Raw genomic sequence first — 26987 nt, 5'->3', positions numbered from 1 at the left:
ATCCATTCCCCCTCGCCAGCCACCGCTCCGATGGCCGTGAGGGGTTTTTTGCGTATCCGCTAACGAGAGACCGGATTCTGAGCGAAATGGAAACATCAATCTGATTGTGACGGTTTCGTATCACGATATTGGGACGCTTTTGAAACCAGGCGAAACCAAACTACGTGACAGCCCAACGGGACGAGATGCCTCGTTTGAGTAGCTAACGTGTCCGGGCCGATTATTTCAACCGGGAATACAACAACGAACACCCAACCTAGTGATCGGAGTCGGTGCTGTACAGGCCGATCGAAACGAAGGCAGTTCGATTTAACGTGTATTTCGAACCTGTGCTAGAGTGAACCGAAGCGAGCGGGAGCCAGCTCGGACTGTCTGCCAGGCGGGATGCGGTATTCTCGGGTCGGGCTGGGGGAGTATCGGCGCGATGGGCCTGGCGACGGTGTCGCGATGAGCAGGGTCGATGAGTCCATTCCGGCGGGAACACGCATGGCTCACGTCTCAGTGGTGAGTGAGTTCCCAGAACAGAGGCTGGCAGTTACTCGTCGATGTACTGTCGTTCCCACTCCCGTCGGTCCTCGATTGCCTGGCGACCCGTGTCGCTGATCTCGTAGTAATTGGTGCGCCGATCGAGCTGACCCTTTTCGACAAGGTTCTTATTGACGAGTGTATCGAGGTTCGGATACAATCGCCCGTGATTGATCTCGCTGTTGTAGTACGTCTCGACCTCGTCTTTCACGTCCTGCCCCGAGGGTTGATCGGCCCCCGCGATTACGTACAGGAGGTCTCGCTGAAAGCCTGTCAGATCGTCCATTGTGCACTCAGGTTGACGAACGGGAACCCCGCTATTTGTTATCGATTTCGTATCGACCGTTTCTGCTCCGTTCTGTGGAACTAATCGTATTGCTGATGCTGATGGGTTCGATTTCGGCTGGTAACGATCAGTTACACGGAAAGCTCAAGTATTTAGGTTCAACGCAGGTAGGAGAACCCTCGCTACGGCTACTGATCGTACTGGGCTTTTGAGAGGGTGACTCGACCGTTTAGAGTCACTGGGTTGCAGTTGCAGTTTTAGGCACCGTTACAGCCGCAGCGACTGCTCGGTCGAATAACGTATTGAAGAATGTGATAGTCGAACTACGAAACCCGGTACCGAACGTGAGAGGCCGTCTTACAGGCGGGTAACGTTGGTGGCGCGGGGGCCCTTGGGGGCCTGTTCGATGTCGAATTCGATCTCCTGTCCTTCTTCGAGGTCCGGGCCGCCAACGTCTTCCATGTGGAAGAATACGTCGTCGTCCGCATCGTCCGTCGAAATGAAACCGTAACCGCCTGTGTCGTTGAAGAAATCAACGTTGCCTTTCGCCATTGCAATTCGAGAGAGGCCCGCGATGCGTATAACAGTTGTGTTACGCCTCATATGTCGAAAGGAAAATAATCGGCGGTCGAATCCGACGATCAGCGGTCGGGCCGTGATGAGACTAAGACTCTCGATTTCTCGGTAACCGAAAAACCGACCGAAAAGCCGACTACTACTCCCTCAAGACGGCGTCTACAACGGTTTTATGGCCGTATTTCCTTCAGTCTGAGTTCGGGATCGGCTGCGAGTCAGCGGGGTCCGTCGGATCTGACCCGAATGCAACCGACCGTTCGTCCAGAATCGGTCGTAACTCATTATCGCCTGGCCATCCCGGTTCGGCGCGTCGGCTGACTCGCTCGCGACGGTGTGGGTCGTCCGGGTGCACTCGGAGCGGACTGCAATCTCCGCTGAGTCATCCCCGAATAGTACCGTTTAGGTGGATCCGCTGGGAACGCAGCGGTATGAGCCACTCACGGACCAGCGGCGCGCCGACGATCGCGCAGGTCGCGCTGATCGGCCTCTTCGTCACGGCGCTCGTGACCGCACAGTTGACGGCGTCGAAGGTACTCGCGTTCGAACTTCCGTTTGCGCTCCCGGTCGCGGGCGCACAACTCGCGTTGCCCGGTGCGGCGCTCGCGTACGCGCTCACGTTCCTCGCGAGCGATTGCTACACCGAACTGTACGGACGTCGGGCGGCCCAGATCGTCGTCAACGTCGGGTTCGTCCTGAATTTCGTCGTTCTCGCGCTCGTCTGGTCGACGATTGCCGCCCCGGCAGCCGATCCTGGCAGTGCAAGCCAGTTCGCGACGGTGCTTGGCTCGTCGACGAACATCGTCCTTGGGAGTCTCCTCGCGTACGTCGTCAGCCAGAACTGGGACGTGATCGTCTTTCACCGTATCCGCGACTATACCGGGTCGGAAAAGCTCTGGCTCCGGAATATCGGCTCCACGGCGAGCAGCCAGGCGATCGACACCGTCGTCTTCGTCGCCGTCGGATTCGTGCTCGCGCCGGCCGTGCTCGATGTCGGCATGGATCCCCTCCCATTTCAGGGCGCGCTCGCGCTGATGGTCGGCCAGTATCTCCTGAAACTCGCGATCGCGCTCTTCGATACGCCGGTCGTCTACGCGATCGTCTCGCTCGTACGCACGCGGGAAGGATTGGCTGCCGAAGACACCCACACTGCCTGATTTTTGGTCTCACGCCTCCCGGAAGCACATCCGAGAGACTCATTTCGAACGGAGAGCGTTTAGTGGCCTGCTCGAGACGAACGGGTATGGACGAACGCGTACGCGAACACGCCGAGGTACTGGTTGACTGGAGCGCTCGCGTCGAGGCGGGCGACGACGTCGTTGTCTCGGTCGGACCTGACGCCCACGAGTTGGCGGTCGCCGTCGCCGAGAAACTCGGAGAGCGGGGTGCGAACCTGCTCGCAACCTATAGCTCGGGCGAGCTCACGCGAGCCTACCTCCGCGCCCACGACGGTGACTTCGACGAGAACCCGGCCCACGAACTCGCGCTGGTCGAGAACGCCGACGTCTACCTCTCGCTCGGCGGCGGCCGAAACACGAGCGCGACGGCCGACATCCCCGGTGAACAGCGTCGAGCGTACGATACTGCCACCAGCGAGATCCGCGAGGAACGCCTGGCCACCCGCTGGGTGTCGACGGTCCACCCGACGCGGTCGCTCGCCCAGCAGGCGAACATGGCCTTCGAAGAGTACCGGGATTTCGCCTACGACGCCATCCTGCGGGACTGGGAGTCGCTGGCCGACGAGATGGCCCAGTTGAAAGAGCTGCTCGACGACGGCGACGAGGTGCGACTCGTCTCCGAGAACACCGACCTCACCATGCGGATCGACGACCGGACGGCGGTCAACAGCGCCGCGTCGGTCGCGTACGATTCGCACAACCTGCCCAGCGGCGAGGTCTTCACCGCGCCCTCCGCGACCGAGGGCGAGGTGACGTTCGACGTGCCGATGACGATCCGGGGCGAGTCCGTCCGGAATGTTCGCCTCGAGTTCGCCGACGGCGAGGTCGTGGACTACGACGCCGACCAGGGCGGCGACGTCATCGGTGAAATCCTCGAGACCGACGAGGGCGCCAGGCGCCTGGGCGAACTCGGGATCGGGATGAATCGCGGGATCGACCGCTACACGGACAATATTCTCTTCGACGAGAAGATGGGCGACACCGTCCACCTGGCGCTCGGGCGGGCTTACGACGCCTGTCTCCCCGATGGCGAGTCGGGCACCGACTCGGCGGTCCACGTGGACCTGATCACGGACGTGAGCGAGGGTTCGCGGCTCGAGATCGACGGGGACGTCGTCCAACGAAACGGGACGTTCCGATTCGAAGACTGGTTCGACGGCTAGACATTCTCGACGCACTAGGGATCGATTACGGATCGGCGAGAACGGCCCTCCCGACGGAAACCGAGCCATACTAATCCGGGTGCGGGTTCTCGCGTCGAGTACCGCCGCACCGGTGGCGGCGTACTGCCAGTGCCCCGTCAGCGCAGTACCTCACAGTAACCGGTCGGGACGTCGCGTCCCGGAATCGACATCGCTCCGTTCGCAGTCGTCTGCCCGCCCTGCCGGAGGCGGTGGTGTGCCGTCGGTCGTCCGGCGACGCGGGACCGTTCTCCCCGGTCCGGTCCCTGTCGCCGCCGCCCGGCGGAGTATCCGGCGGTCACCGTTTTCGCCGGTTTGCGGTCCCGCGTTCTCGGGTCCGTCACGCTCTCGAGTCTCGAGTCCTAACCGTGCACATGCGCGATCAACTCCGGACGGGCGCGGCCATCTTCAACGACGGCCACTTCCACGCCGCCCACGACGCCTGGGAAGACTCCTGGCTCGACCTCGAGTCCGGGAGTGACGACGAGCGACTGCTCCACGGACTCATCCAGTACAGCGCCGCGGTCTTCCACGCCCGCGAGCACAACTGGGACGGCGCCGTCGGGCTCGCCGAGAGCGGCGGCGAGTACCTCGCGGCGCTCCCGACCGACTACCGCGACCTCCGGCTCGATCCGATCCGGGCGGAGCTCGCGCGCCTGGCGAGCGATCCCGAACTCGTCGAGCGCCGGCGGCCGGTCCCGATCGAACACGAGGGTACTGCGCCCGGCCTGGCAGATCTGGCGGTCGAGCCGACGGCGATCGCGGCGGTCGTCCTCGCCGAGGCGTTCGGCTACGATCCGGAGCCGGTCGACCGGGCCCGCACGTATGCCGAACGGGATCTCGCGGCCGGCGAGGACGACAGTCAGTTCATCACTCTCCTCTTCGATTTCGTCCGCGAGGACGAGCATCGCGGCATCATCTATCAGCGACTTACCGATCACGTGGGACGGCGACGGGCCCGCGAGGAGGACGTCGACGGCTTATTCTAAGGGTCGATCACTGCTCTCCGACCGATCACTCACGCGGCGGGCCGCTCACTCGTGGCCCGTCACCGGCAGCGGTTCGTAGGGTTCTTCGAGATATTCCATCTCGGAGGTCGAGAGGTCGATCTCGAGGGCTTCGACGGCGTCCTCGAGGTGGTCGACGTTGGTCGTCCCGATGATCGGCGCGTCGACCCACTCCTTGTGGAGCAACCAGGCGAGCGAGAGTTGGGCCATCGAGACGCCCTTCTCGACGGCGAGTTCCTGAATGCGCTCGTTGATCTCCTTGCCGCCGCCCTGGAGGTAGGACATCTGCTCAAGGTACTGATCGGTCTCGCCGCGGGTCGTCGAGTCCTGTTCCTCGTGCGGGCGGGCGGCCACGCCGCGGGCCAGCGGTGACCACGGGATGACGCCGACGTCTTCCTTCTGACAGAGGGGGAGCATCTCGCGTTCCTCCTCGCGATAGAGGACGTTGTAGTGGTTCTGCATCGTCGCGAACCGCTCGAGACCGAGCCGATCGCTGGTGTGGAGGGCCTCGGCGAACTGGTGGGCCCACATCGAGGAGGTGCCGACGTAGCGCGCCTGGCCGCGGCGGACGGCGTCGTCGAGCGCCCGAAGGGTCTCTTCGATCGGCGTCTCGTAGTCCCAGCGGTGGGTCTGGTAGAGGTCGATGGTGTCCATTCCGAGCCGATCGAGACTGGCGTCGAGTTCCTGCTCGATGGCTTTTCGCGAGAGCCCGCTTGCGTTCGGGTTGTCGGGATCCATCTCGGCGAAAACCTTCGTCGCGACCACCTGGGCGTCGCGGTCGTACTCCGCGAGGACGTCGCCGAGGATCTCTTCGGACTCGCCCAGCGAGTAGACGTTCGCGGTGTCGAAGAAGTTGATCCCGAGGTCGATCGCGCGTTCGATGAGCGTTTCGCTCTCTTCGCGATCGAGCATCCACTCCCGGCCGGAGCCGAAGCTCATACAGCCGAGCCCGATCCGGCTGACTTTCATTCCCGTCGATCCGAGCGTGGTGTATTCCATACCACCCGATCGTTGGGCGGACGACAAAAGAACGGGGCTCTCAGAGTCGGTTGCCGGCTCTCGACGGTGTGAGACCGGAGGGCGGTTCGCTGCGATCAGGCGTCGGGTTCGCCCCCGGTCCGCGCCGTTGTAGTGGGCGGGGTTACCCCGCGGGTCGTAGCCGAGCACTTCGCAGGCCAACCTCGATCGAGTCCGCTAAGCCCCTGTTTTCGGACGTCGTGGATGAATTCTCGAACTTTCGGTTCGAAGGATCCAGCGGCAAGTACAGGTCACGGTGTTGCTAGATCGGCCATCTATTTCTTTGCTACCTGCTAGAAAGAAATTCATTTTACTCACAACCCTGGATCTGTATGGTTATTATCAATTACACTATCAATACTATACGAAAACGCAAACGCATAATACTAAATATCAATCTAAAAATAGATATTACTGTATGTTCGTGATACGGCCTGGAGCAATAACAGAGTAATGCCGAGTATCTCCGTTCGGTGCATAGTGGATTGCCAATCGGCACACGGTACTTATAATAACTGGATTAGGAGAAACAGTTGTTCGCCTTTTTCTCCCTCTTGCAAGTGCGTACGCTTGCTCCCGGAGCAGGGAGCGAAATCCAAGCTAGGTGTAAATCAGCCACGGATGCAGAGCGACTGCTACCGAGAATCGTTCACGAACACGCAGAGAACTACGTACACATGAAAAAAGTACTTCGAATCCTCCTCGTCTTAGTAATCACCGGGATGATCATGGCGAGCGTGGTGTAAGCCAGGTAGCTGCAGACCCGCCGAAATTCCAAGGAAACGACAAGCCGTGTCAGAACGAACAGCCGCGCGATAGCAACAAGAACTGTCCGCAGAAACACGGCCAGAAAGTGAATCATGGTGGCCTTGCACCGCTTCTAATCCTGGCACCGCTGGGACTGCGGGGACGATCGCTTGAATCGCTACTTGACTAACACTTCGGTACTATTTTCTTTGCGAGTAGACGGGAAAACGTCGCTGTAGAATACGACGTTCTTCTCCGGTACGCGGGTAGCGTATGTCCTTACCGGCTGATTCGATAAGACCCGGAATGAAGATCAGACGATACGTTTTCCGAACGCTTTTTCGACGTGTTAAGACGAGCTACGGTGCGTGCAGTAAGCACACGCGGGAATAACGGGCCTGCCGATCGGACGCCGAATGTATGACTGAATCGATCGGTGGCGGCGACCTTCCGACATGTCGCGTACGACTGCGAAACCGGTCAGGAAATCGGGCCAGCCTGCGTTTCTTCGCCAGGCTTAGCGCTCCGGAACGACCTGGTCCTCGCCGTCGTAGTGGGCGGAGTTGTCCCGCGGGTCGTAGTCGAGCACCTCGCGGGCGCGCTCGAGCGAGTAGTACTTGCGGTCGTTATCGGAGATGCCGTAGACGATCTCGTAGTCATAGTCGGCTCGAATACAGCGATCGAACAGGTGCGCACAGTCACGGTAGGAGAGCCACATCGCCTGGCCGCGCTCGTAGTCGATCGGCGGGTGGCCCTTCGTGAGGTTGCCGATGCGGACGCAGACGACCGAGAGGTCGTACTCGTCGTGGTAGTAGCGACCGATCGTCTCGCCGGCGGCCTTGGAGACGCCGTAGAGGTTGCTCGGACGGGGGAGTTCGGTGCCGTCGAGGAGGTAGTCGTCGTCGGACCGGTACATGTCGGGCGTGCGCTCGTCGGTTTCGTAGCTCCCGACGGCGTGGTTCGACGAGGCGAAGACGACCTTCTCGACGCCCGTGTCGACGGCGGCCTCGAAGACGGTCTGGGTGCCGTCGATGTTGTTGTTCAGGACGCTCTTCCACGGCGCTTCCGGACGGGGATCGCCCGCGAGGTGGATCACGACGTCGATACCCTCCATCGCATCGCGGACGGCCTCGTCGTCGGTGATGTCCGCGACGATAAACTCGTCCGGATAGTCCTCGGTCGGCGGATCGCGGTCCAGCAACCGCCACTCGTGGTCGTCCGCGAGGCCGCCGAGGATGGCGTCCCCGACTCGCCCCGCAGCCCCGGTGAGCAGGACTGACTGTGCCATTCGTTCGGTGTGAGGGGCAGCGTCGATAAGTAACGTGCGGTTCTGCGACAGCGCGGTCGGGAGTGGCACGCGCCCCTCGCTCGCCCTCGTCCTCGTTTTCACCTTCGCTCGGTCCGCGTCACCGTCGTCCCGAACGCGACGCCGCTACCGCATCGCAATCTCCTTCCCGCCCGCGCGCGAGGACCCGCGTATGGCTTCCGCTTCCGACGATCCGACGGCTGGCCCGACCGACGCCGAGGCTGCCTGCTTCGAGGCCGGGATCAAGTTCGGCACGCTCTACCACCAGTTCGCCGGCACGCCGGTCTCCCCCGAGAGCGCGGGGAGCCTGGCGGCGGCGATAGAGGAGTCGATCGAGAACCAGCCCCACTGCAGGGACGTGACCGTCGACGTGCTGACCGACGAACTCGAGGCCGAACTCGCCGAGTCGGCGGCCGATTACACCGAACTGACCGGCCGCTTCCTCGAGGTCGAGATCGTCGTCGACTACGAGGGTTGCGAGGTCGTCACCCGAATGGATATGCAGGACGGCTATCCGCTGATGCGCGTCGAATCGGTTCGCGGCCGAGCGCAACAGGAATAGCAGGGACGCGGAGAACGGGCGATCGCTACCCGCAGTCGAGGATCCGATCGCGAGCGCCCCGTCGCCGTCCGATTATTTACCTGTCACGTGCGTAGCGATCGGTATGTTCCCCGAGACCATCGAGACGAACGCGCTCGTTCTCGCGCGGCTGTCCGAGGCGAACGTCGACGTGCTCGAGCTCTACGAGCTGTTCGCAGCGAGCCGCGAGGACGTCTCGGACGTGTTCGAGTACGTTCCCCAAGAGCCCTACGCCTCGGTGTACGACGCCCGCGAGCGATTGCGGGAGGCAGACGCTGCGTGGGACGCCGGCGACGCCGCGCAGTACGCCGTATATATCGCCCCCGGCGCCGTTAGCGACGACCCCGAAGACGTCGACGAGGCCGCGGCCCTCGCGGGATACACCGGCCTGTTTCCCGAGTGGGACCGCCGAACGGCGCGGCTCGGGTTCGTCCTCGGCAAGCCGTACTGGGGGAACGGCTACGCCGGCGAGTGCGCGACGGCGCTGATCGGCCTGGCGTTCGATCGGCTGGATCTCGACGTCGTGGCGCTCAACCACGCCGAGGGGAACGAGCGCTCGAAGCGTGCGATCGAACGGGTCGTCGATGACGTCGGGGGACAGTACGACGGTGTCCTGCGAAACTGGCGACCGGTCGGTGATGTGATCGCCGATCACCACCGCTATACCGTCACGCGGGCCCAGTATCAGCGATCGCTCGAGGGGACGTAACGCCCGCCCAATTCTCCGACGACCTTCCTTTCGAAATCTCGCTCCCATTCGACCGATATCGACGTGCTCCCGGCTGATTTCACTTTCACTTTCGGGCTATCTTTTAACCTTGGTCCCCGTGAAGGTGGTGACATGAGCCAAGCCACGCTCGGCGACGACGAGGAACTGTTCGGAGAGGCGGCCAACGAGATGCGCGAGGACGTCGAATCCTCGCTCGAAAACGCCTGGTCGGCGCTGCCCGACGCCGACGACGTCTGGGAGACCGACGCTGACAACGTTCTGGGCGTGCTCAACGGCCTCAACTCCGCGCTGGACGCCGGCGACGCGGAGGACCACCTCCGCGACGCGAAGAAGTGGTTTACCATGGGTCAGCGGGCCGACGCCTTCGAGGACGCCGACGACCTCGAGGAGGAGATCGCCGATCTCGAGGCGGCCATCGCGGACATCTCCGAGGCGGGCGATCAGGTCGGCGAACTCACGTCGACGATTCCGGCGCTGCGGGGCACGCTCGAATCCGCCGGCGTCGAGGAAGCCGACGGCGATGACGCGGACGACGCCCAAGAGGCGGATGCGGATGACGATGCAGATGCGGACGACGCGGATGACGCTGACGACGCGGAAGACGAGGAATAACGGGCTGCTCGGTGCCGGTGCCCGAAATCGACCGCGTCAGATTTCTCACGCCCCGAATCGAGAGCCGCGTCTCGCCCCGTCCCATGTCCGTTCTCGTCCCGCTTTCGCCCCCGTTACCGTCGTTCGGGCCGCGAGACGTCTCGTTCGGCGACCGTCTCGAGCAGCCGCGCCAGGCCGTCGGCCGCTAACGAAAGCAGTTCTTCGCCCCGCCGAGCGTCGCCCTCCTCGGGATCGCCGACGACGCCGTTTTCGGTGAATTCCGCCGCGTCGTAGGCCAGGTTGACGTAGCTCGTCCAGTCGCCCCAGCCGTCGGCCGCGCCGGCGAGGGCCTCGTCGATCCGATCCTCGCGGACGAGGTCCGGCTCGCAGTGCCGGAGGAGACCGGTCTCGAGGGGGCCGCCGTGGCCCATGTCGGCGGTGTGTTCGCCGACGCCCTCGAACCAGGTGAACGGAACGACGTAGGCGTCGCCGTTCCGGGTGAGCCGGCCGCCGACCTCGCGGAGGGCGTCGACGTTCCCGCCGTGGCCGTTGACGAGGACGACGCGGTCGAACCCGTGATGGGCGAGGCTCGCGACGGCCTCGCCGACGTAGTCCCGAAAGGTGTCCTCGGAGACCCACATCGTGCCGGGGAACTGGCGGTGTTCCTCGGCGATGCCGACCGGAATCGCCGGTGCCCGGACGACTTCGCGGTCGACGCGCTCGATTCCGGCGTCGGCGACCGCCTCGGCGGTCAGGACGTCCGTTCCGAGGGGCGCGTGGGGGCCGTGCTGTTCCGTGCTGCCGACGGGGACGACCGCCAGGTCGGTCTCGAGGTTCCGTACGTCCGTCCACGTCGCGTCCGAGAGGTCCATGCGCGAGTACTCCGAGCGAGCGGGTATGAAACCCCCGGTGGATTCGCCGCGACCGAGACGGGACCAGGCCCGGAACGGTCGGCCCGGCCCGAAGAGGGCCGACAATCGGACGCCGCCCCGTAGCGTCCGTCCCGTGGCGTACGCAGGGGGAACTCGTTTTTGATCCCTGACGAATCACCATGTATGCCCGAAGACAACCGCGAACTCGGCGTCGAACTCGGCGACCTCCAGGAAGACATCCAGTCCGAGGACTTCCCGATCGGCCACGACGAACTCCTCGAGAAGTACGGCGACGAGGAGATCGAAATGAGCGGCGAGACGACAACCCTCGAGGAACTCATCGGTCCGCTGGGAGAGGACCAGTACCGCGACTACGGCGAGGTAGAGCAGGCGATCATGAACATGGTCGGGGACGAAGCGATCGGGCGGAAGAACTACAGCGACCGAACGCCGCCCGCGTCCGGCGAGCAACGACAGGACGAGGGCGCACCAGATCAGGAAGGACAGGAAGGACAGGAATCGTTCTGAGCCGCCCGATTCGCCGACGGAGCCGTCGCGCTATCGCGCTGCAGTCCTCGTTTTCCCTTCCGCGAGTCAGTCGTCGTCCCCGACTTCCGTCCGCGCCTGGCGACGCTGGGCGCGTTCGATGAATTCCTGCGGAAGTTCGTCGATTTCGCCGGCCTGAACGCCCCAGAGGTGCGAGTAGAGCCCGTCGTTTTCGAGCAGTTCCTCGTGGGAGCCGCGTTCGACGATCTGACCGCCTTCGAGGACGAGAATCCGGTCGGCGTCTTTGATCGTCGAGAGCCGGTGGGCGATGGCGAACGTGGTGCGGTCTTCGGCGAGTTCGTCGATCGAGCGCTGGATGAGCATCTCCGTCTCGGTGTCGACGTCGCTGGTGGCCTCGTCTAACACGAGGATGTCGGGATCCTTGAGGATCGCGCGGGCGATGGAGATGCGCTGGCGCTGGCCGCCGGAGAGCTTGACGCCCCGTTCGCCGACCTCGGTGTCGTAGCCGTCGGGCAGGTTCTCGATGAAGTCGTGGGCCTCGGCCATCTTCGCGGCCTCGATCACGGCCTCGCGGTCGGCGTCGAACGCGCCGTACTTGATGTTCTCCTCGACGGTGCCGTAGAAGAGGAACGTGTCCTGACTGACGTAGCCGATCGACTCGCGGAGGCTTTCGAGGGTGACCTCGCGGATGTCCTGGCCGTCGATCCTGATCGCCCCCTTGTCGACGTCATCGGAATTGCTTTGCGATTCTGAGTTGCTCGAAGCTTCGCTCCTTCGAACGTCGTACATCCGCAAGAGAAGTTTGAGGACGGTCGACTTGCCCGCACCCGTCGGGCCGACGAGAGCCAACGTGTCGCCGCCGTCGACGGTGAAGTCGACGTCCTCGACGATCGTTTCGTCGGGGTCGTAGCCGAACGTGACATCGTCGTATGCGACGCGGCCCTCGGTCACCTCGAGCTCGGCCGCGTCGGTCGTTTCCGCGACCTGACTCGGTTCGTCCATCAGGCCGAACATCCGCGCCGAGGAAGCGCGGGCGCGCTGGTACATATTGATGATCTGCCCGAACTGGGCCATCGGCCAGATGAAGCGTTGGGTGTAGAGGATGAACACGACGAATTCGCCGGCGCTCAGGGTCCCCGTGAACGGGCCGGGCGGCCCCTGAAAAACCCACAGGCCGCCGACGAGGAACGTGACGACGAAGCCGATCCCGGCGAGGACGCGCAGCCCCGGGAAGAACTTGATGCGCGTTTCGATGGCGTCCCAGTTGGCGTCGAAGTAATCCTGCGAGACGTCCTCGACGCGCTCGGACTCGTAGTCCTCGGTGGTGCTCGTCTTGATGACCTGGATCCCCCCGAGGTTGTTCTCGAGCCGAGAGTTGACCTTGCCGACGGTCGACCGGACCGTCGCGTATTTGGGCTGGATGATCTTGACGAACAGGTAGGTGAACCCGGCGATCAACGGCACCGGGAGCAGGGCGACCAGCGCGAGCTGCCAGTTGTAGGCGAAGAGGATGACGCCGATTCCGACGACCATCACGAGCAGCCGGAACAGGGAGTTCATCCCGTCGTTGAGGAACCGCTCGAGGCGATTGACGTCGTTCGAGAGGATCGACATCATCTCCCCGGTCTGCTTGTCCGCGAAGAAGTCCATGTTCAACCGCTGCATCTTGTCGTACGTGTCGGTCCGGACGTCGTGCTGGATGTTCTGGGCGAAGGCGTTAAAGCCCCAGTTTCGAAGCCAGTGAAACGCCGCCCCGAAGAAGAACGCGCCGGCGATAACCCCGACGGTCAGGTAGAACTGCCCGAGTTGTGTCGCGGGGACGTACGGCGCGACCAGGCCCGAGCCGAAGGGCAGCGCCTCGGCGTAGCCCGTCTCGTCGCGGAACACCGCGTCGAGCGCGACCGCAAGCATCACCGGCGGCAGCAGATCGAGGACGCGGGCGAAGACGCTCGCGAAGATACCGACGACCGCGGGGAGTTTGTAGCGGCGACCGTACGCGAGGAACAGTCGCTTCATCGGGTTCTCGATCTCTTCCCGCTGTTCCTCGAACGGATCGTCGTCCTCCCAGTCGACGCCACTCATTGCACGGGCCTCCGGGACCGCCGGCAATAAGGGTTACCTACGAATCGAAACAGGTCCCGGGGCGGACGCGGTCGGATCGACCTCGTCGTGCGCTCTGTCGTCGGCGCGTGCCGTTCGAGCGCGCCGGCCCCGGACCGGCCGCCGTGGTGCTCGTCTAGTTCGACTCGAGATCAATCTCGACCTCGTCGCCGACCGCGATATCCGTCTCGTTCGCGTCGCCGCGGGGGACCTCGAGCACCCACTTCGCCTGGCCGGAGTACCGGAGGTCCTCGCCGTCCTCGCCCGCTTCGGGCGCGCGGGCGTGGTGGATCGTCGTGATCTCGCGATCCGCGTCGATGAAGATGATATCGATGTCGAAGTCCATGTCCCGCATCACGTAGGTCCGCTCGTCCTCGTCGTCGTGGACGAACAACATCCCGTTGCCCGATTCGAGGGAGTCGTGATTGCTCAGTCCGACGTAGCGTTCCCGCCTGGTGTCCGCGACCTCGACGTCGACGACGGCCTTCGGTTCGCGGTCGTCGGCCTCGGCGGCCGCGTCGCCGTCGGATTCGTCGCCGAAGACTCGAACGTGGCCCTCGTCGGCACCCCACGGTGTCGAGACGATGCCGGCCTGTACGAGGGCGACGCCGACAATTGAGAGGAGGGCAATAGCGAGAAGTCCCTTCCAGACGCGCTCGAATGCCATCACGCTCCCTTCACGGCGAGAAAGTAAAGGTTATTCCGACGGGGCCACTCGGTTCGAATGCGGGCTCGTGGTCTAGCTGGTCATGACGCGGCCTTTACAAGGCCGAGGTCGGTGGTTCGAACCCGCCCGAGCCCACTACTCCTGCTGCGAGCAAATTCGCGAGCAGCAGGTGCGTGATGCGAGTGGCGGTTCGAACCCACCTGTGCCCTAGTATTACTCGGTGAGAATCGTCAAAACCCTGCTTCCCGGAATCGCCTGGCCCGTCCCAGGCCTGCGGGACCGATCGCGATGCCCGAATCCTCGAGTCCGGCCAGGCGACTCGCTACTGAGAACTGGTCGCGCCGGGCGCGGTACCGGCGGACGAATGCGGCGACCGAAATTACTGCTTGAGTCGCGCGACGTTCTCCCGGATCTGGCCGAGGAGCCCGTCGCCCGATTCGGTTTGGAGCGCGGCGTGGAGTGTGGAGTTCTCGGGTTCGTCTTTGACGACGACTTGGAGGTACGGCTCGAGCTGTTTGAAGTTATCCGCGAGGACGACGGTGTGGTTGTCCTCGTCGTGGTCGACGACGCCCGCGTCGTCGAGTTTCGGGACGTGGCACTGGACGGACGAGACGTAGACGCTCTTGTACTCGTTTTTCGCGACTTCGTCCGGCGGGACGTCGTGTTCCCAGCCTGCAACGGTCTCTGCCAGCGTCGAGAGTTCGATCGGGTCCTCGCGCCCCCGCAGCGCGTAGAGGAGATATCGGCGCCGGCGGTTCGCCAGTAGCTCGAGGATGGTGTTGGCGGAAAGTTCGTGTGCCTCCTGGCTCGAGGTAAGGGCTTCCATAACACGATATTACCCCCCAGGGCGGAAAAGGGTGTCTTGAATATCTAAAATTCCAACAGACGGAAGGTAATCACACGTAGATGTAAGCGTATTGTCCCCATTACTCGTTTTTCACTAACTTACTCACAGTTACGAACCTTGACCGCGTAGTCCTGTAAGCACAGCGGAACAACGAACTCGATTCGAAATCCTTTTTTATACCATGGACGGAGATAAAGGTGCGCGCCGCCTTAGCTCAGACTGGGAGAGCACTCGACTGAAGATCGAGCTGTCCCCGGTTCAAATCCGGGAGGCGGCATCCCGATTTTACGCGATTCTCACTCGAGAAGTTACTGGACTCGACTGGAGATTGAGCTGTCCCCGTTCCCGCGAGCGCAGCGAGCGGGAAGTCGAAAGACGAGCGCAAGCGAGTCTTTCGGAAGTTCAAATCCGGGAGGCGGCACTTTTGCGACGAACAAGACGACGAGCATCGCGAGTCGTCTGTGAGAAGCGAAAGCGCATTCCGTACGAATTTGAACTAGACTGAAGTTCTGCGAGTAGCGCGAGCAGGTTCTCAGGCGTAGTTCACAATCCGAGAGGCAGCCTTTCTCACCGCGCTCGACTCCGGAAGCGATTCAGCGAGACCTCGAACGATTTTCAAATAGGGTGAAGCAGGGATATCGATCACCGCGATCACCGGGGACGACGTGCGGGCGTACGGACCGCGGATCAGCGATCGAGCCAGCGGTCCAGCCAGGCGTACGCGCTCGACCGAACATCGGCGGGGAACTCGTGGCCGCCGTCGAAGAACCGTGCTTCGAACCGGTCGGGGACGCCGGCGTCGGCGTAGGCGGCCGAAACGGTAGCGGCGAGCTCGCGGACGGAGTCCGGCGGGAAAATGCGATCTTCGGTGCCGTGAGTCACTAACAGCGGCGTCGGGGCGACGCCCGTCAGCACGTCGTCCATATCGCCGATCGACAGCAACTCGGGGACGTACAGCGCGAAGTTGTGGGTGATCCGCTCGCGCTGGACGGCCGCCAGGCGGGCCGTCCCGCTGGAGGCGACCGCGGCGGCGACGCGGTCGTCGAACCAGGCCAGCCAGGCGGCCTCCTGCCCGCCGAGCGAGTGGCCGAGCACGCCCAGGGAATCGGGATCGACCGAGTCGTGGGATTCGAGGACGTCGAGCGCGGCAGCGAGGTCCGAGAGGTACGTCGCCTGGAGGGAGGAGCCGCGCAGCAGGCGGTCCATCGCGACGAACTTCTCGTACTCGGCGCCGTCGGGAGCCGTTCCGGCCGCGCGCTCGCGCGCTGCCGGGCGCCGGTCCTCGAAACAGAGCAGATCCGGACAGCAGACGACGTGGCCGCGCCGACAGCACTCGACGCCGTAGTGGTACGCGGCCGTCTCGCTCAGCCCGGCCGGATCGGACTTGCCGACGGCGAATTCGCCTGCGTGGGGATGGACGGCGAGGACGCCGGGGCGTTCACCATTGCCGTCGACGTCGTCGGGGACGAGCAGGTACGCACGGATTCGCTCCCCCGGTTCGACGTCGTACTCGACGAGTCGGCGCTCGTATCCGTCGGCGGCCGTGGTCGAGACGGTTTCGACGGCCGGATCGGGGCGGTCGGGGATCGTCCCGAGGCAATCGAGGATCGCGTCGCGAGTGACGCTCATACCGGCGCGACGACCGGCGGAACCATAACTACACGCGTGACGCCCTGCGGATCGAACGCCAGCCGGACCGATGTGCGCGACGTCGAACATTTATCCACGTTCGAGTCGATGTCCGGAACGGACCGACGGTTCGATTGCATCATGGCCGACGACGACTCCCAGCCACCGGACCCGCCAGGCAGCAGTCCGGAAACCGTCGCCGGATCCGATCGGATCGCCGCGGCCGCGGATCGATTCATTCGGTTCGTCGAACTGATCGCGGCCTGGGTGTTTGCGATCCTCTTCGCGATCGGCGTCATCGACCTGACGCTGCAGATCGTGCGGTCGATTCGAGCGCGGACCATCACCGATCCGCTCGTCGTCATCGGGTTCATCGACACCGGCCTCTTGCTGTTGATCATCGTCGAAGTCTATCACACGGTCATCGCCTACACGCAGGAGAGCGAAACCCGCCAGATAGTCAGGCTCGTCATCTACACTGGCGTGATCGCGATGGTCCGGAAGGCGATTATCTTCCGGACGGACGAGTACGCGACCGCGCAGGACGCTCTCTTCGCCGCGGTCTCGTACACGATCATCATCTTCGGCCTGGTCGCCTTGCTCTTCGCGGAGCGCGTGTACGGCTGACGATGCGGTCGCCGTCCGCCGTACTCGCCGCCAGGACCGGATCGACGGCGCACGCGGACGGCGGCTCGGCGAGCGTCGGCTCGCGATTTATGCGCCGGTCGGCCGTAGTCGACGTCGTGGCCGTGGAACTGCTCGACGCGGACCGGCTCGAGGAGCGACTCGCGGCCGTCGACCTGGCCGACTGGAAGGCGACTAGGTACCGGGCCTTCTGCGAGACGATGACCGACGAGGCCGCGCCCTACCCGTGTTACTTCGCCGTAGAGGCCCAGCGGGAGGGCCTACTTCCGGTACGTCTTTCCCGACTCGCCGGCCGGCGAGGACGCGCTCGCGGCCCTCGTCGATCCCCTGGCCGAGTTCCTCGAGACCTACGAATCGATCGGGAAGTACCCGTCGCTGGTGGCGCTCTTCCGGCCGTCCGAGGCGGATCCGGCCGTAACGGACGAGCCGTCTGCGGAAGCCTACAAGCGCCAGGTCTGGGGGGTCCTCGAGTACCTGCAGGATCACGACCCCGAGCCCTGGCCGGCGTCGGTCCCGACCGATCCCGAGCACCCGAAGTGGCAGTACTGCTTCGCCGGCGAGCCGGTGTTCCTCGTCGGCCGTGCGCCGTTCTACGAGCGACGTCGCGATACACCCCGACGCGGGCAACTTCGTCGACCCGCGGACCCGGGAGTGGAAGCAGTACATGCTCCCGGAGAATGCGGAGAGCGTGGCTCGGTGTCCGCTGCCCGAGCGGACCGACGTCGAGTGAAGGAAGCGCGAGCGGGAGTGACGAGACGAGCCCCGGCCGAGAGGGGCCGGTGTCGGGGCCATAGACTTCGTGCGATCGCAGAACCGGCATACCGTTCGGGCAAGCCAACGTCTCAAGAGGCGGGCCGCTGTCGGTACGACCATGAGCGACGAGACGATCACCAACGAGAGCGATACGTTCGAAATCGGTGACACGACCGTCCACCGGCTCGGGTTCGGTGCGATGCGGATCACCGGCGAGGACATCATCGGCGCGCCGGACGACGAGGACACCGCACGCGAGGTCGTCCGACACGCCGTCGACTGCGGCGTCGACCTCATCGACACGGCCGACTCCTACGGCCCGGCCGTCAGCGAACGGCTCATCGGCGAGGCGATCGGCGACCCCGACGACGTGCTGGTCGCGACCAAGGCCGGCCTGCTGCGCAACGACGACGGCGACTGGATCGCCCACGGCGATCCGGACTACATCCGCAACCAGGTGCTCACGTCGCTCGATCGCCTGCAGGCGGACACCATCGACCTCTACCAGTTCCACCGACCCGATGACGATACGCCCTTCGAGGACTCCGTCGCGACGTTCGCCGAACTCAAAGACGAGGGGTTCGTCGACGAGGTCGGCGTCAGTAACGTCTCTGCCGAACAACTCGACCAGGCCCGCGAGCAGGTCGAGGTGGCGACCGTCCAGAACCGGTACAACCTGAACGACCGCGGGAGCCGGGAAGTCCTCGAGATTTGCGAGGACGAGGACATCGGCTTCATCCCGTGGGCCCCGATCGACGGCGACGACCTCGACGAACACGGCGACCTCCTCGACGAGATCGCCGACGAGCACGACGCGACGCGGCGACAGGTCGCGCTGGCCTGGCTGCTCGAGCGCGCGGACGTCATGCTCCCGATCCCGGGCACCTCGGATCCCGATCACCTCGAGTCGAACGTTGCCGCCACTCAACTCTCGCTCAGCGACGACGAGGTGCAGCGGCTGACCGAGGCCGCGGACTGAGGACGCCACGATCGCGATGCGGTCGGTTGGTCTTTTCGTTCGTCGATTTCACCCGTCGAGGCGTCCAGCGATGCGCTCGGAGAGTTCGGTGAGGTAGAACGAGCCCCAGATCGCGGCGACGACGGCGCCGACCGTATCGTAGACCAAGTCGACGATCGTATCGCTGAGGCCGTGTTGAGCGACGATCGCCTGCATTCCCAGCCACTTGGCGCTCCAGTCGATCGCGAACTCGAACAGTTCCCAGAGGACCCCGAAGGCAAGAACGAAGACGAGGATGAACGCGACGAGCATCGACGGCGGGAGGTAGATGTCGTCGGTGTGGAGGTCGATCGCCCGGACGACCGCGTACCCCGCCGCGGCGACGATCGACGCCGAAACCGTGTGGGTTAGGCTGTCCCACGGCCCGATCAGCGCGTAGAGCCCCGCCGAACCGAGCACGTGGAGGAACACGGCCGCCGTCAGCCAGAACACGAGTCCCGGTTCCAGCGGGAGCTTCGCGTCCCGCTCGAAGACGGCGGGGAGGAACGTGATCGACAGCGCGACGGCGGCGTTCACGATCGTCGTCAGATCCCGGCCCACGAGCCCGTACAGCAGGAGGACGGCGAGGGCGACCTGCATGATCCGCGAGACTCGCCTGACGAGGTGCTCGGGGGCGTCCAACCGGTCTCGGATCAGGGTCGGCATCGGATCCGGCTCGTCGTCGGGTGCGGTTTCCTCTTCTTTCTCCCCTTCCTTCCCTTCCTCCGCTTCTTTCCCTTCTCCGTCCCGCGCCCCGGACGACCGCTCCGCGACGCCGTCGGAATACGTCCCGAAGTACCGCCCGAAGAGGCCGCCGGCGACCAGGCCGGCGAGCGCCGCGTAGGCGAAGTTGATCATCATCGCTCGGTTGGCCGCGTCCTGGGAGCGGCCGTCCAGAATGTAACTCGTCCCGAGGGCCACGTCGGTGAGCCACTGCGCGACGTTCCACGCGCCGGCGACGGCCAGCGTCGTGAGCACGACCAGCGCGACCGCGAAGCCGTGGGTCATCCGGACCGACGTGAACCGGTCGGTCTCGACGGTCGCGACGAGCGCGACCGCGGCGACGGCCACGTAGACTGCGACCGACGTCAGGGGCGACTCGCCGAGCACCGTCGCGTCGGCGACCGGCAAGAGGACGAGGACCAGCAGTTCCCAGGGCGGCAACGCGTACGGATCGCGGAACGCGGCCACCGGGAGCAGTGCGATCGCGACCGCGAACCAGGTGAAGACGAACCAGCGGTAGGCGTCGCTGAGCCCGTGGTTGACCGCGAGCACGACGAGCGCGACCGTGACGCACCAGGCCAACGCCGCGTTTCGCTTCGGCTCGTCGAGCGACCGCCCGAGTCCGAACCCGATATCGGACATATTTCACTCGACGGGGTGAATTCACTAAACGAACGAGCCTGTGTATTAGGGGTGGCGAGTCGGAGCGGACGCCGTCGGGAAGCGGAATCCGACGGGACCCGTCGCGTTACTCGCCGCCGCCGACCGTTTCGAGCCGCGTTCCGCAGGTGTCGCACTCGAAGGGGCCGTCGCGGTTGATCATCGACGGATGGGACGGTGGCGGCCGTCTTCGATTACCGGGTTCGTGCCAGGAGCGGTCTCAGACCGGGGTCAGTCTCGGTCTCGAGCTAGTCGTCCGGCGCCGTCATAACCACGATGTTCTCGTTGGCCATCAGTTCGCCCGTGACGCCAGGAGTGTTTTCGGGGGCGTTCTCCAGCGGGAGCTTCTTGTTCGGAATCTCCCGGGCGAGCGTGTGCTGATGGTCGAAGCCGATCCGTTCGCAGAGTTCCGTCGTGATGAGATGCGTCGGGATGTTCACCCGGGACATCGTCCGGTTGGCGACGACCCAGGCGATCGGATGGCCGGGTTTGAGGACGCGCGCGACCTGTTCCATCACCGCGTAGTAGTCGGTGAAGAACTCGAGGGCGTCCTCCGCCCGGCCGTCCTTCTCCCGGAGGACGTCGAGCGTGGCTTCGAGCGACGGCGACCACTCCTCGAGCGTCTCGAGGGGCTCGAGCTTTCGGGCCGAGCCGCCGAGCCCGATCTTGTCGACGTTTCGCATCTCGTCGTACGTTCGCTCCCAGGCGACGATTGCCGGGTCCTGGGAGAACTCGCCATACGCGACGGTCGTGCTGTGGTCGCCGTACGGCGGCGACGTGATCACGATGTCGACACTGTCGGTCGCGACGTCCGCGGCCGTCCGCGAGTCGGCGAGATAGACCTCCGAGGACCGCTCGTGATCGACCCGCTCGGCGTACGAGCGCATCATGTCGACGTTCGCCGACACCTCGCGGTCGAAGAGCTCGTAGACGTTTGGATCGTGATCGCCCCGGTTCGACTCGGGGATGAGATAGCGCTTGTACTCCCCGTTTCGCTGGTAGCTCGTCTCCCGCGTCGTCCGCGAGAGCGCGACACGGAAGAACCGCGCGAGATCGGCCGCGTGCTCGCCGTCCCACGTGGCCTCGAGTTCGTCGATCCGGTCGCGGATCGTACAGAGTTCGTAGAGTTGCGGCTGCGGGAACCACCCCTCGCGCACTTCGGGCTCCTCGAGTTCCTCGAAGCCGTCCCCGGCCGCGTAGCGTTCGCGGACCGCCCGCAACTCGACGGCGAGATCACCCATCAGGTCCCGCCGGAAAGCCTCCAGCCGATCGACCGGCAGCGGGCGCGCCTTGGCGAGCGTGAGAAAGGCGGCGAGCGGATTGATGTCGTTGGCCTTCGTGTCGTAGCCGGCCAGGCGCGCTTCGACGGACGTGGTCCCCGACCCGGAGAAGGGATCGTAGACGAGGTCGCCTGGCGAGATGACGCCCTGATTCTCGTAGTAGCCCAGGAGGGCGCGCACGATCTGGGGGATCATCCGCGCGGGGTAGGGATGGAGTCCGTGGGTGTGCTGCTGGGTGTTCCACCCTTCGAACGTCCAGTCGACGGCCGTGAGATCAGTTACGTCGCGGAGGTCGTCTCGGACGCGGGTGGAGGAGCCGAGTGTGACCTGATAGTGGTCGTCCGTCATTGCTCTCTCGTTGATAGCGTAGAGTGTCCGCTCGACTATCGTATTCGTTTCGCATCGCTCGGTCGCTCACACGTCCGCTCGTGTCGTCCGAGTGGTTCGGAACGTTCGAATGGTATCCCGCCGGCCCGATTTCGAGTCGACTTCGGTGAAGCCGCGGTCGGTGAAAATAGCCTTCCAATCGCGGTAATAGAGCGGGAAGTCGTCGTTGACGTAGCTCACGTCGGGTTCGCCCTCGCTTTCGGGCTCGTTTTCCACCGTAATGAGGAGGTCGTCCGTGATCCGAGACAGTTCGTCGAAGACCCACTCGGCGTCCGGATGGAGGTGTTGCAGCGTCTCCACCGAATAGATCGCGCCGAACTGATCGTCAGCGAAATCGGTGATGACGTCTTCGATCGCGTTCGGGTAAAACTCACCTTCGGCGGCGAGGTCGGGATATACATCCGCCATTACGTCGAATGCATCCTCGTTGACCTCGATGCCCGCCACGTTCTCGAAGCCGTGTTCGTAGAGGTGTGCGAGATGACGGCCCGAACTACAGCCCAGTTCCAAGACGGGCGCGTTTCGGTCGATGTACTGATCGAGAATGTCGCGAAGCGTGTCACTTGTTTCGTTCGGACCGTAGTAGGCGTAGTATTCCGGTGAGTATTCTCCGGATCGGTTCGCCCACTGACGCCGAACGTCGTTAGAATCCACGTGTATTGTCCGACGTAGATACGTAAAGTCTCATTGGACTCCTTCTGTGCCGACGAACGGGGAGATACCGGGCCGGGTATCAGGCCGATAGAAGTTGCGTACCTACGGAATTCTCCCAGTATTGTGATGGATCGGAGAGTATTGCTCGGGAAGTCCCATACACATGGATGAATGAGCAAAATAGGGGAGATTTTATGGAACACCTGGCTCCTAGATTCGAGAATTCGGAAACAAATACAAAACCCTTAACCGTATGACCCCGTTTTGTATAATCGCAATGGCAAACGGTAAGGTCGACTTCTTTAACGACACTGGCGGCTACGGTTTCATCGCGACTGAGGACTCCGACGACGACGTATTCTTCCACATGGAAGACGTTGGCGGCGAGGATCTGACGGAAGGGACTGAAATCGAGTTCGACATCGAACAGGCCCCCAAGGGCCCCCGAGCGACGAACGTCGTTCGCAAATAACGCAGGTTCACAGCGTCGTCGGAAGACGGTGCGGTGTGACTTCGTTTCTTCTATCGCAGCTACCACGGAGCGGTCGCGCTACCGGATAGCGACACTACGGACGAACGACTCGGTAGCCGACGGCTCGTCCTGAACGAGCGGACGTGCTGAACTCGAGAATCGGACGCGTGGCTCCTCCGTGAAATCGTCGTCAGAAGGACCGGGTACGAGAACCGAACCCGTGTCTCAGCCACCACAAGACTTCTCTAACCGACTACCCCATCGACGCAGGTTCTGTCTCGCACCCGGACTCCGCGAATACATCTGAAATACAGGTATCAGGTGGTTTGGGTGTGCTTTCACGCGATATGCCTTCTCTCCCTGTGTGCTCCCGTCACTCCGGATATCTATGACCACCGTATTGAACCCCCGGTTCGATTGCCTACGAGGAAATCCCGATACCGATGATCTATTCAGATGTTAGTGCCGCGCAAAACAGGTCCGGGCAGTCAACGTAATTGTTGGAGTTACCGTTCAGCGATCAAGCCGAGTCTCTGAGTCCACAATAGATCAACTGAATCAACGAACATCTAATAAACTGGTTGCTGAATCATCAGTATGACGAATCTGGACGAGAGTCTCGGACAAGAATATCTCGATGTTTGTCCGTACTGTGCGCCGTCGTACTTCTCTAATGCTTGCTCGGCAGGAGATAGGTCCGAGTCACCCGTGTCAGCTGCGAGTGCTGGCTCGTCTGGAGACTTGGGTTCTGTGTAGTCGCCGAACGTTTGTTGTGAGGCTGGTTTGCTCATGGTCTCGGCAAGGCAGGATGCGGTAATTATTGCACCCAATGTCTGCTATAGGACGTGTCACTAATATAAATAATTTGAATTTGCCGTTAGTCATTAACTGATAGAGATGAAAATTCTAGATATAAAATGAATTAGAACTACGTGATATTGATTGGATGATTCTCGACGCTCTCCAAGAAGGCCGTCTAACGCCGTGCTACCTCGCTGATCGAACCGATCAGAGTCAGAACTACATCCGGCAACGCGTCCGTGTACTCGACGAGAAAGGACTGATTCAGCGTGTTCCAACCGATGAGATGACCGGGCGAGGAAATGGATTGTATGAACTGACTGATGCTGGCCGCGAACTACTGGAGAACAAAGAACGCATCCCTCAGTAATCCGGTTAGATCGTTCGTTCCTGTGGTTCGTTCTCATCCCCTCTTTCTTGCCTCGGTTCTGTTCTCGGCGATTGCTCGAATGCACCACCGATTGCGAGCAAGTAGAGATACCGCATCAGGTAGACCATGACGAGCAAGTAGTGGAACATCAAAGCGTACACGACAATTGAAATTCCTGTGGCTACTGGATACGATAGCTGCGAGTAATCCTCGACGAGGACCGAGACGAGGACAATCGAAATCAGGGATATTAGGTTGACGAGAAGCGCGTACGATGTCCCAACACGTGTTTGCTGGACAACCATCTCTTCGATCCGGTCATCCTTCGTCGAATACTTCGCAGTCGTCATCAGCGTAGAGAAGGTGAACCCGAATAGAATCGCGAGCGCGGTACTCATCATCCCAATGAAATCAGAATCCACGGGACGAGTGAACGCAATAAGTGAGAACAAGCCGGGAATAGCGAGTAACGCGTACGCCTCGTAGTCAGGCCGATCATCGTTCTCGAAGATATCTCTGTAGAAATTGCGGACGATCGGGGAGAGGTCAAATGCTTTCATCAGCCTTGCGGAGCAGGTACTTGATCTGTCTCTTCTCTTTTTCTATCACCTTCTTCTTCGTCTTCTGGCACTCCTACATCCTGCGGAATCAGCGATTCTGTATCTATATCTGTGTTCCAGTCACGCAGCAAGTCGTTCGCTACTTGACGGGCGGCACACCCAATCGAATATGGTGTTGGATGATCGCCGTAGATCTCAAGATTGTACTCGTCAGGGTCTAAGTCAACCCTCATTTGGATTTCCTCTTTCCAGAGCGGAAACGTCAGCTCGGACTCTCCTTCAACTACCGTGATGCTCGCACTCTCAAAGTCGCTAACCCTCCCATAGTCGAAATTCTTGACTTCGTCTGTGTCATCCCTAGATACGATCTCTTTCGCGTACTCTAGGAATCCTTCCTGATTCCCTTTCGGCGTGATCTTCCATTCTGACCCGACTTCAAGCTGACCGCTGAAATCATCGTCAAGATTCTCGATATCCTTCGTATCAGCGTATTGTTCGCGAGCTGGTATCCCGTCTTGACCACGAAACTTGATCGCTGCTATCCGGTCAGCCTCGTTAATCTTCTCGATGATTTTGTCGGAGTAATGCGGTTCAATCGTCATGTACGCATCTCCAACCTCCTCGTCTGGATAGAATAGGTTACTGAACAGGGTTTTCACGCCTTTGCGTTTGTATTTGCTGAGAAGGAGAAGGGCTTGTGTGCGATCAGTGTCTGGGATGTGGAAAAAGAAGTAGTATGGAATTTCTTCGGAATGGTTTTCTTTTCGAGCGTCTTCGATTCGTTTGTGCTTGTCTACGTCCCAGAAGTCAGCGTTTTGACCCCATTCTCCTGATTTAAATCGTCCTTCGATGGTATTTCCTTTGCGTTTGACCGGGTTAGCGACAGTGAACGTTTTCTGCTCGTCTTCGTCTTTGTAAACGTCACTCTCTCCTTTGTACTCTTTTATGAAGTCTTCAAAGTAGTCAGCGAGATTGTTATTGGGGAATTTTGGCTCGTGAGTGTGGATGCTGGTAAGATCCCATGCTGTATCCGGTTCCTCTACCTTGCGGACTTGGATCCAGTATGGGATGAGTTTGTGAGTTGCCATTACCCGTTGACAGGTATGATATATTCTGCTGCTAAAAACATTTCTATAGAGTAATACCAGCCAACACACCATACAAAATCAAAATATCAATCACGGTCATCAACGAGAATGAAGTCCTGTCCACCACAATTGCATCCGTTTCGATGTAATTGTGAGAGAGTGCCGTCTTCGTAGCGGCGGCCGAGTCGCATAGTCCCACAGCTCACGCACTCGATTAGCACGTGTTCGGACCGGCCTTTCATCATTGTCACTGTGCACCACACTCCTGATATCAATTCTACTGGCGTATCGCAATTCCTGTACGGGGCGGCCGCGGATGTTCATCGATGATCGGTTGTTTCCCGCCATAGGTCTGAGTTGATGGATGTGGGTGACGGGAGACCAGTTGGTAGAAGGCTTGTACCGCGCGGCGAGAAGGTCCGGGTGCGAGAATCGAACCACGGTCGTTCCGCTCACTGCGTTCGCTTCGCTCCCTGATTCAATTCTCTGATTATTCCTTCAGCTCACGGATTTGTTCGCCAAAGGAAGTCCGGGTGCGAGAATCGAACCCGCGTCTCAGCCTCCACAAGGCTGAAGGATAACCACTACCCCAACCCGGACGCGCTTACACCGTATTCTACACGCGGTCGGACTGAAATACGTTACGACTCCGCGGCGGGGTGTGCGACTCCGTACCGCGCGATTTCGGTCGCGATGTGCGACCCGCTCGTGGCGCGCGGACGCGATCGATCGCGACCGAGACGTTTTTCGGCGTACGGCCGGTAACTCCCGCTAACGCGTGGCCATCACCGATAAGATCTATATCAAGAATCACCGTCAGCTCAGCTCCCAGCTCGAGACGAACATCCCCAAGGGGGCGTTCAAGGGAGCGACGCTGGACCTGCTCTTTCAGGGCGACGGCCTCGAGAAGCTCGACGACGCGACCCGCGACCGGGTGCTTGACTTCTCGCAGGACTTCCTCGACTGCGACTGCGACAACAATCCCTACTGCGGCTGTCCCGAGCGGAAGTTCGTCCAGTACCTACTCGAACTCCGCGCCCAGGGCCTGGGTCCGGACGCGATCGTCGACGTGATGACCGACGATTACATGGTCTACGCCTACCCCGGCGACATCCTCTCGTTCCTCGACAGCGCCGTCCGGACGCTCGAGGCTGCTGAAGGCCTGGCCCGGGTCGAAGGTGCCGACGACGAACACGACGAGATTCGCCAGGCGAAACAGAACCTCGCGCGGTAACGAGACGAAAGCGGGAGCCA

Annotated in this window: 27 protein-coding genes, 3 tRNA genes and 1 pseudogene; 16 read left to right on the top strand and 15 right to left on the bottom strand. The window is 62.0% G+C overall.

Translation table 11 applies throughout. The features are described from left to right. Positions 1–535 precede the first annotated feature (535 nt). On the bottom strand, positions 536–811 hold the full coding sequence (locus BMY29_RS09990) for a helix-turn-helix transcriptional regulator (RefSeq protein ID WP_049990094.1): 276 nt from the start codon (positions 809–811) through the stop codon (positions 536–538). 357 nt (positions 812–1168) lie between these two features. Next, entirely contained in the window at positions 1169–1363 is a 195-nt protein-coding gene (locus BMY29_RS09985) for a cold-shock protein (protein WP_049990095.1), read from the bottom strand. Between the two features lie 452 nt (positions 1364–1815). Here BMY29_RS09985 and BMY29_RS09980 point away from each other — a divergent pair, with 452 nt between their 5' ends. From BMY29_RS09980 to BMY29_RS09970, 3 genes are all read left to right on the top strand, one after another. After that, a complete protein-coding gene (locus BMY29_RS09980; protein WP_049990096.1) occupies positions 1816–2541 on the top strand; it encodes a queuosine precursor transporter in 726 nt (241 codons plus the stop codon). A gap of 86 nt (positions 2542–2627) precedes the next feature. Then, the gene (locus BMY29_RS09975; RefSeq protein WP_049990097.1) at positions 2628–3725 is read left to right on the top strand and encodes an aminopeptidase; all 1098 of its coding nucleotides are present in this window, start codon (positions 2628–2630) and stop codon (positions 3723–3725) included. A 392-nt stretch (positions 3726–4117) separates the two neighbouring features. Next, entirely contained in the window at positions 4118–4732 is a 615-nt protein-coding gene (locus tag BMY29_RS09970) for a DUF309 domain-containing protein (protein WP_049990098.1), read from the top strand. 45 nt (positions 4733–4777) lie between these two features. On the opposite strand, the gene BMY29_RS09965 is transcribed toward BMY29_RS09970, so the two are convergent. Next, complete coding sequence (locus BMY29_RS09965) at positions 4778–5749, bottom strand: aldo/keto reductase (RefSeq protein ID WP_049990099.1); 972 nt, start codon at positions 5747–5749, stop codon at positions 4778–4780. Positions 5750–7031: 1282 nt separating this feature from the next. Further along, positions 7032–7802, bottom strand: coding sequence for an NAD-dependent glucose-6-phosphate dehydrogenase Azf (gene azf / locus BMY29_RS09955; RefSeq protein ID WP_049990101.1), 771 nt, complete (start codon positions 7800–7802; stop codon positions 7032–7034). A 190-nt stretch (positions 7803–7992) separates the two neighbouring features. On the opposite strand from azf, the gene BMY29_RS09950 reads away from it, so the two are divergent. The 3 genes from BMY29_RS09950 to BMY29_RS09940 all read left to right on the top strand — a co-directional run bounded on the left by BMY29_RS09950 (position 7993) and on the right by BMY29_RS09940 (position 9742). Next, entirely contained in the window at positions 7993–8382 is a 390-nt protein-coding gene (locus tag BMY29_RS09950) for a dihydroneopterin aldolase family protein (RefSeq protein ID WP_049990102.1), read from the top strand. A 103-nt stretch (positions 8383–8485) separates the two neighbouring features. After that, positions 8486–9109, top strand: a complete 624-nt coding sequence (locus BMY29_RS09945; RefSeq protein WP_049990103.1) for a GNAT family N-acetyltransferase — start codon at positions 8486–8488, stop codon at positions 9107–9109. A 132-nt stretch (positions 9110–9241) separates the two neighbouring features. Further along, a complete protein-coding gene (locus BMY29_RS09940; RefSeq protein WP_049990104.1) occupies positions 9242–9742 on the top strand; it encodes a DUF5790 family protein in 501 nt (166 codons plus the stop codon). Between the two features lie 113 nt (positions 9743–9855). Here the strand turns inward: BMY29_RS09940 and BMY29_RS09935 are convergent, their stop codons facing one another. Beyond that, positions 9856–10593, bottom strand: a complete 738-nt coding sequence (locus BMY29_RS09935; protein WP_049990105.1) for a creatininase family protein — start codon at positions 10591–10593, stop codon at positions 9856–9858. Positions 10594–10776: 183 nt separating this feature from the next. On the opposite strand from BMY29_RS09935, the gene BMY29_RS09930 reads away from it, so the two are divergent. Continuing rightward, complete coding sequence (locus BMY29_RS09930; protein ID WP_049990106.1) at positions 10777–11121, top strand: DUF5789 family protein; 345 nt, start codon at positions 10777–10779, stop codon at positions 11119–11121. Between the two features lie 66 nt (positions 11122–11187). On the opposite strand, the gene BMY29_RS09925 is transcribed toward BMY29_RS09930, so the two are convergent. Both BMY29_RS09925 and BMY29_RS09920 read right to left on the bottom strand, forming a co-directional pair. Continuing rightward, positions 11188–13182 carry an ABC transporter ATP-binding protein gene (locus BMY29_RS09925; protein WP_049990107.1) on the bottom strand — a complete coding sequence of 665 codons (1995 nt, stop codon included), beginning with the start codon at positions 13180–13182 and terminating at the stop codon, positions 11188–11190. 154 nt (positions 13183–13336) lie between these two features. Then, positions 13337–13867, bottom strand: a complete 531-nt coding sequence (locus BMY29_RS09920; RefSeq protein ID WP_049990108.1) for a DUF192 domain-containing protein — start codon at positions 13865–13867, stop codon at positions 13337–13339. Between the two features lie 61 nt (positions 13868–13928). Here BMY29_RS09920 and BMY29_RS09915 point away from each other — a divergent pair. Continuing rightward, a tRNA-Val gene (locus BMY29_RS09915) sits at positions 13929–14002 on the top strand. A gap of 244 nt (positions 14003–14246) precedes the next feature. On the opposite strand, the gene BMY29_RS09910 is transcribed toward BMY29_RS09915, so the two are convergent. Then, a complete protein-coding gene (locus BMY29_RS09910) occupies positions 14247–14693 on the bottom strand; it encodes a DUF7344 domain-containing protein (RefSeq protein ID WP_049990109.1) in 447 nt (148 codons plus the stop codon). Positions 14694–14917: 224 nt separating this feature from the next. Between BMY29_RS09910 and BMY29_RS09905 the strand changes: the two genes are divergently transcribed. Continuing rightward, a tRNA-Phe gene (locus BMY29_RS09905) sits at positions 14918–14991 on the top strand. Between the two features lie 410 nt (positions 14992–15401). On the opposite strand, the gene BMY29_RS09900 is transcribed toward BMY29_RS09905, so the two are convergent. Then, positions 15402–16343 (bottom strand): alpha/beta hydrolase family protein, encoded by a 942-nt coding sequence (locus BMY29_RS09900; protein WP_049990110.1) that lies wholly within the window; start codon positions 16341–16343, stop codon positions 15402–15404. A 141-nt stretch (positions 16344–16484) separates the two neighbouring features. Between BMY29_RS09900 and BMY29_RS09895 the strand changes: the two genes are divergently transcribed. The 4 genes and pseudogenes from BMY29_RS09895 (at position 16485) to BMY29_RS09880 (ending at position 18720) form a co-directional block, all read left to right on the top strand. After that, positions 16485–16970: a phosphate-starvation-inducible PsiE family protein gene (locus tag BMY29_RS09895; RefSeq protein WP_049990202.1), complete on the top strand. Its 486-nt coding sequence runs from the start codon at positions 16485–16487 to the stop codon at positions 16968–16970. Positions 16971–17312: 342 nt separating this feature from the next. Further along, a pseudogene (locus BMY29_RS21725) lies at positions 17313–17534 on the top strand (YqcI/YcgG family protein); the annotation flags it as partial. A 34-nt stretch (positions 17535–17568) separates the two neighbouring features. Next, positions 17569–17718, top strand: a complete 150-nt coding sequence (locus BMY29_RS21025; protein WP_177179243.1) for a YqcI/YcgG family protein — start codon at positions 17569–17571, stop codon at positions 17716–17718. A 141-nt stretch (positions 17719–17859) separates the two neighbouring features. Next, a complete protein-coding gene (locus BMY29_RS09880) occupies positions 17860–18720 on the top strand; it encodes an aldo/keto reductase (RefSeq protein WP_049990111.1) in 861 nt (286 codons plus the stop codon). A 48-nt stretch (positions 18721–18768) separates the two neighbouring features. On the opposite strand, the gene BMY29_RS09875 is transcribed toward BMY29_RS09880, so the two are convergent. The 3 genes from BMY29_RS09875 to BMY29_RS09865 all read right to left on the bottom strand — a co-directional run bounded on the left by BMY29_RS09875 (position 18769) and on the right by BMY29_RS09865 (position 22442). Next, positions 18769–20103, bottom strand: coding sequence for a DUF2238 domain-containing protein (locus tag BMY29_RS09875; RefSeq protein ID WP_049990112.1), 1335 nt, complete (start codon positions 20101–20103; stop codon positions 18769–18771). 266 nt (positions 20104–20369) lie between these two features. Further along, the gene (locus tag BMY29_RS09870) at positions 20370–21749 is read right to left on the bottom strand and encodes a DNA methyltransferase (RefSeq protein WP_049990113.1); all 1380 of its coding nucleotides are present in this window, start codon (positions 21747–21749) and stop codon (positions 20370–20372) included. A 66-nt stretch (positions 21750–21815) separates the two neighbouring features. Continuing rightward, entirely contained in the window at positions 21816–22442 is a 627-nt protein-coding gene (locus BMY29_RS09865) for a class I SAM-dependent methyltransferase (RefSeq protein ID WP_049990114.1), read from the bottom strand. A 277-nt stretch (positions 22443–22719) separates the two neighbouring features. Between BMY29_RS09865 and BMY29_RS09860 the strand changes: the two genes are divergently transcribed. After that, positions 22720–22914: a cold-shock protein gene (locus tag BMY29_RS09860; protein ID WP_049990115.1), complete on the top strand. Its 195-nt coding sequence runs from the start codon at positions 22720–22722 to the stop codon at positions 22912–22914. Positions 22915–23851: 937 nt separating this feature from the next. Further along, the gene (locus BMY29_RS21720; RefSeq protein WP_394297063.1) at positions 23852–24085 is read left to right on the top strand and encodes a winged helix-turn-helix domain-containing protein; all 234 of its coding nucleotides are present in this window, start codon (positions 23852–23854) and stop codon (positions 24083–24085) included. 5 nt (positions 24086–24090) lie between these two features. Here the strand turns inward: BMY29_RS21720 and BMY29_RS09850 are convergent, their stop codons facing one another. The 3 genes from BMY29_RS09850 to BMY29_RS09840 form a co-directional block, all read right to left on the bottom strand. Next, complete coding sequence (locus tag BMY29_RS09850; protein WP_049990116.1) at positions 24091–24645, bottom strand: hypothetical protein; 555 nt, start codon at positions 24643–24645, stop codon at positions 24091–24093. Then, entirely contained in the window at positions 24645–25733 is a 1089-nt protein-coding gene (locus BMY29_RS09845; protein WP_049990117.1) for a hypothetical protein, read from the bottom strand. Before BMY29_RS09845 ends, BMY29_RS09850 begins: the two co-directional genes overlap by 1 nt. A gap of 527 nt (positions 25734–26260) precedes the next feature. After that, positions 26261–26332 (bottom strand) — tRNA-His (locus tag BMY29_RS09840). A 179-nt stretch (positions 26333–26511) separates the two neighbouring features. Between BMY29_RS09840 and BMY29_RS09835 the strand changes: the two genes are divergently transcribed. Then, positions 26512–26967 (top strand): DUF5814 domain-containing protein, encoded by a 456-nt coding sequence (locus BMY29_RS09835; RefSeq protein ID WP_049990118.1) that lies wholly within the window; start codon positions 26512–26514, stop codon positions 26965–26967. Positions 26968–26987 lie beyond the last annotated feature (20 nt).

This window comes from Natrinema salifodinae (assembly GCF_900110455.1).
GTDB lineage: Archaea > Halobacteriota > Halobacteria > Halobacteriales > Natrialbaceae > Natrinema > Natrinema salifodinae.
Note: the sequence above shows the minus strand (reverse complement) of the source record. Positions and strands in the feature narration are given on the sequence as shown.

What these genes read in the sequence shown, in the direction of transcription:
- BMY29_RS09875 (WP_049990112.1), bottom strand. Translation starts at nt 20,103, where the DNA reads ATGTCCGATATCGGGTTCGGACTCGGGCGGTCGCTCGACGAGCCGAAG.
- BMY29_RS09910 (WP_049990109.1), bottom strand. Translation starts at nt 14,693, where the DNA reads ATGGAAGCCCTTACCTCGAGCCAGGAGGCACACGAACTTTCCGCCAAC.
- BMY29_RS09860 (WP_049990115.1), top strand. Translation starts at nt 22,720, where the DNA reads ATGGCAAACGGTAAGGTCGACTTCTTTAACGACACTGGCGGCTACGGT.
- BMY29_RS09895 (WP_049990202.1), top strand. Translation starts at nt 16,485, where the DNA reads ATGGCCGACGACGACTCCCAGCCACCGGACCCGCCAGGCAGCAGTCCG.
- BMY29_RS09845 (WP_049990117.1), bottom strand. Translation starts at nt 25,733, where the DNA reads ATGGCAACTCACAAACTCATCCCATACTGGATCCAAGTCCGCAAGGTA.
- BMY29_RS09930 (WP_049990106.1), top strand. Translation starts at nt 10,777, where the DNA reads ATGCCCGAAGACAACCGCGAACTCGGCGTCGAACTCGGCGACCTCCAG.
- BMY29_RS09850 (WP_049990116.1), bottom strand. Translation starts at nt 24,645, where the DNA reads ATGAAAGCATTTGACCTCTCCCCGATCGTCCGCAATTTCTACAGAGAT.
- BMY29_RS09920 (WP_049990108.1), bottom strand. Translation starts at nt 13,867, where the DNA reads ATGGCATTCGAGCGCGTCTGGAAGGGACTTCTCGCTATTGCCCTCCTC.
- BMY29_RS09870 (WP_049990113.1), bottom strand. Translation starts at nt 21,749, where the DNA reads ATGACGGACGACCACTATCAGGTCACACTCGGCTCCTCCACCCGCGTC.
- BMY29_RS09880 (WP_049990111.1), top strand. Translation starts at nt 17,860, where the DNA reads ATGAGCGACGAGACGATCACCAACGAGAGCGATACGTTCGAAATCGGT.
- BMY29_RS09965 (WP_049990099.1), bottom strand. Translation starts at nt 5,749, where the DNA reads ATGGAATACACCACGCTCGGATCGACGGGAATGAAAGTCAGCCGGATC.
- BMY29_RS09935 (WP_049990105.1), bottom strand. Translation starts at nt 10,593, where the DNA reads ATGGACCTCTCGGACGCGACGTGGACGGACGTACGGAACCTCGAGACC.
- BMY29_RS09900 (WP_049990110.1), bottom strand. Translation starts at nt 16,343, where the DNA reads ATGAGCGTCACTCGCGACGCGATCCTCGATTGCCTCGGGACGATCCCC.
- BMY29_RS09950 (WP_049990102.1), top strand. Translation starts at nt 7,993, where the DNA reads ATGGCTTCCGCTTCCGACGATCCGACGGCTGGCCCGACCGACGCCGAG.
- BMY29_RS09940 (WP_049990104.1), top strand. Translation starts at nt 9,242, where the DNA reads ATGAGCCAAGCCACGCTCGGCGACGACGAGGAACTGTTCGGAGAGGCG.
- BMY29_RS09980 (WP_049990096.1), top strand. Translation starts at nt 1,816, where the DNA reads ATGAGCCACTCACGGACCAGCGGCGCGCCGACGATCGCGCAGGTCGCG.
- BMY29_RS09970 (WP_049990098.1), top strand. Translation starts at nt 4,118, where the DNA reads ATGCGCGATCAACTCCGGACGGGCGCGGCCATCTTCAACGACGGCCAC.
- BMY29_RS09985 (WP_049990095.1), bottom strand. Translation starts at nt 1,363, where the DNA reads ATGGCGAAAGGCAACGTTGATTTCTTCAACGACACAGGCGGTTACGGT.
- BMY29_RS09945 (WP_049990103.1), top strand. Translation starts at nt 8,486, where the DNA reads ATGTTCCCCGAGACCATCGAGACGAACGCGCTCGTTCTCGCGCGGCTG.
- BMY29_RS09925 (WP_049990107.1), bottom strand. Translation starts at nt 13,182, where the DNA reads ATGAGTGGCGTCGACTGGGAGGACGACGATCCGTTCGAGGAACAGCGG.
- BMY29_RS09990 (WP_049990094.1), bottom strand. Translation starts at nt 811, where the DNA reads ATGGACGATCTGACAGGCTTTCAGCGAGACCTCCTGTACGTAATCGCG.
- azf (WP_049990101.1), bottom strand. Translation starts at nt 7,802, where the DNA reads ATGGCACAGTCAGTCCTGCTCACCGGGGCTGCGGGGCGAGTCGGGGAC.
- BMY29_RS09975 (WP_049990097.1), top strand. Translation starts at nt 2,628, where the DNA reads ATGGACGAACGCGTACGCGAACACGCCGAGGTACTGGTTGACTGGAGC.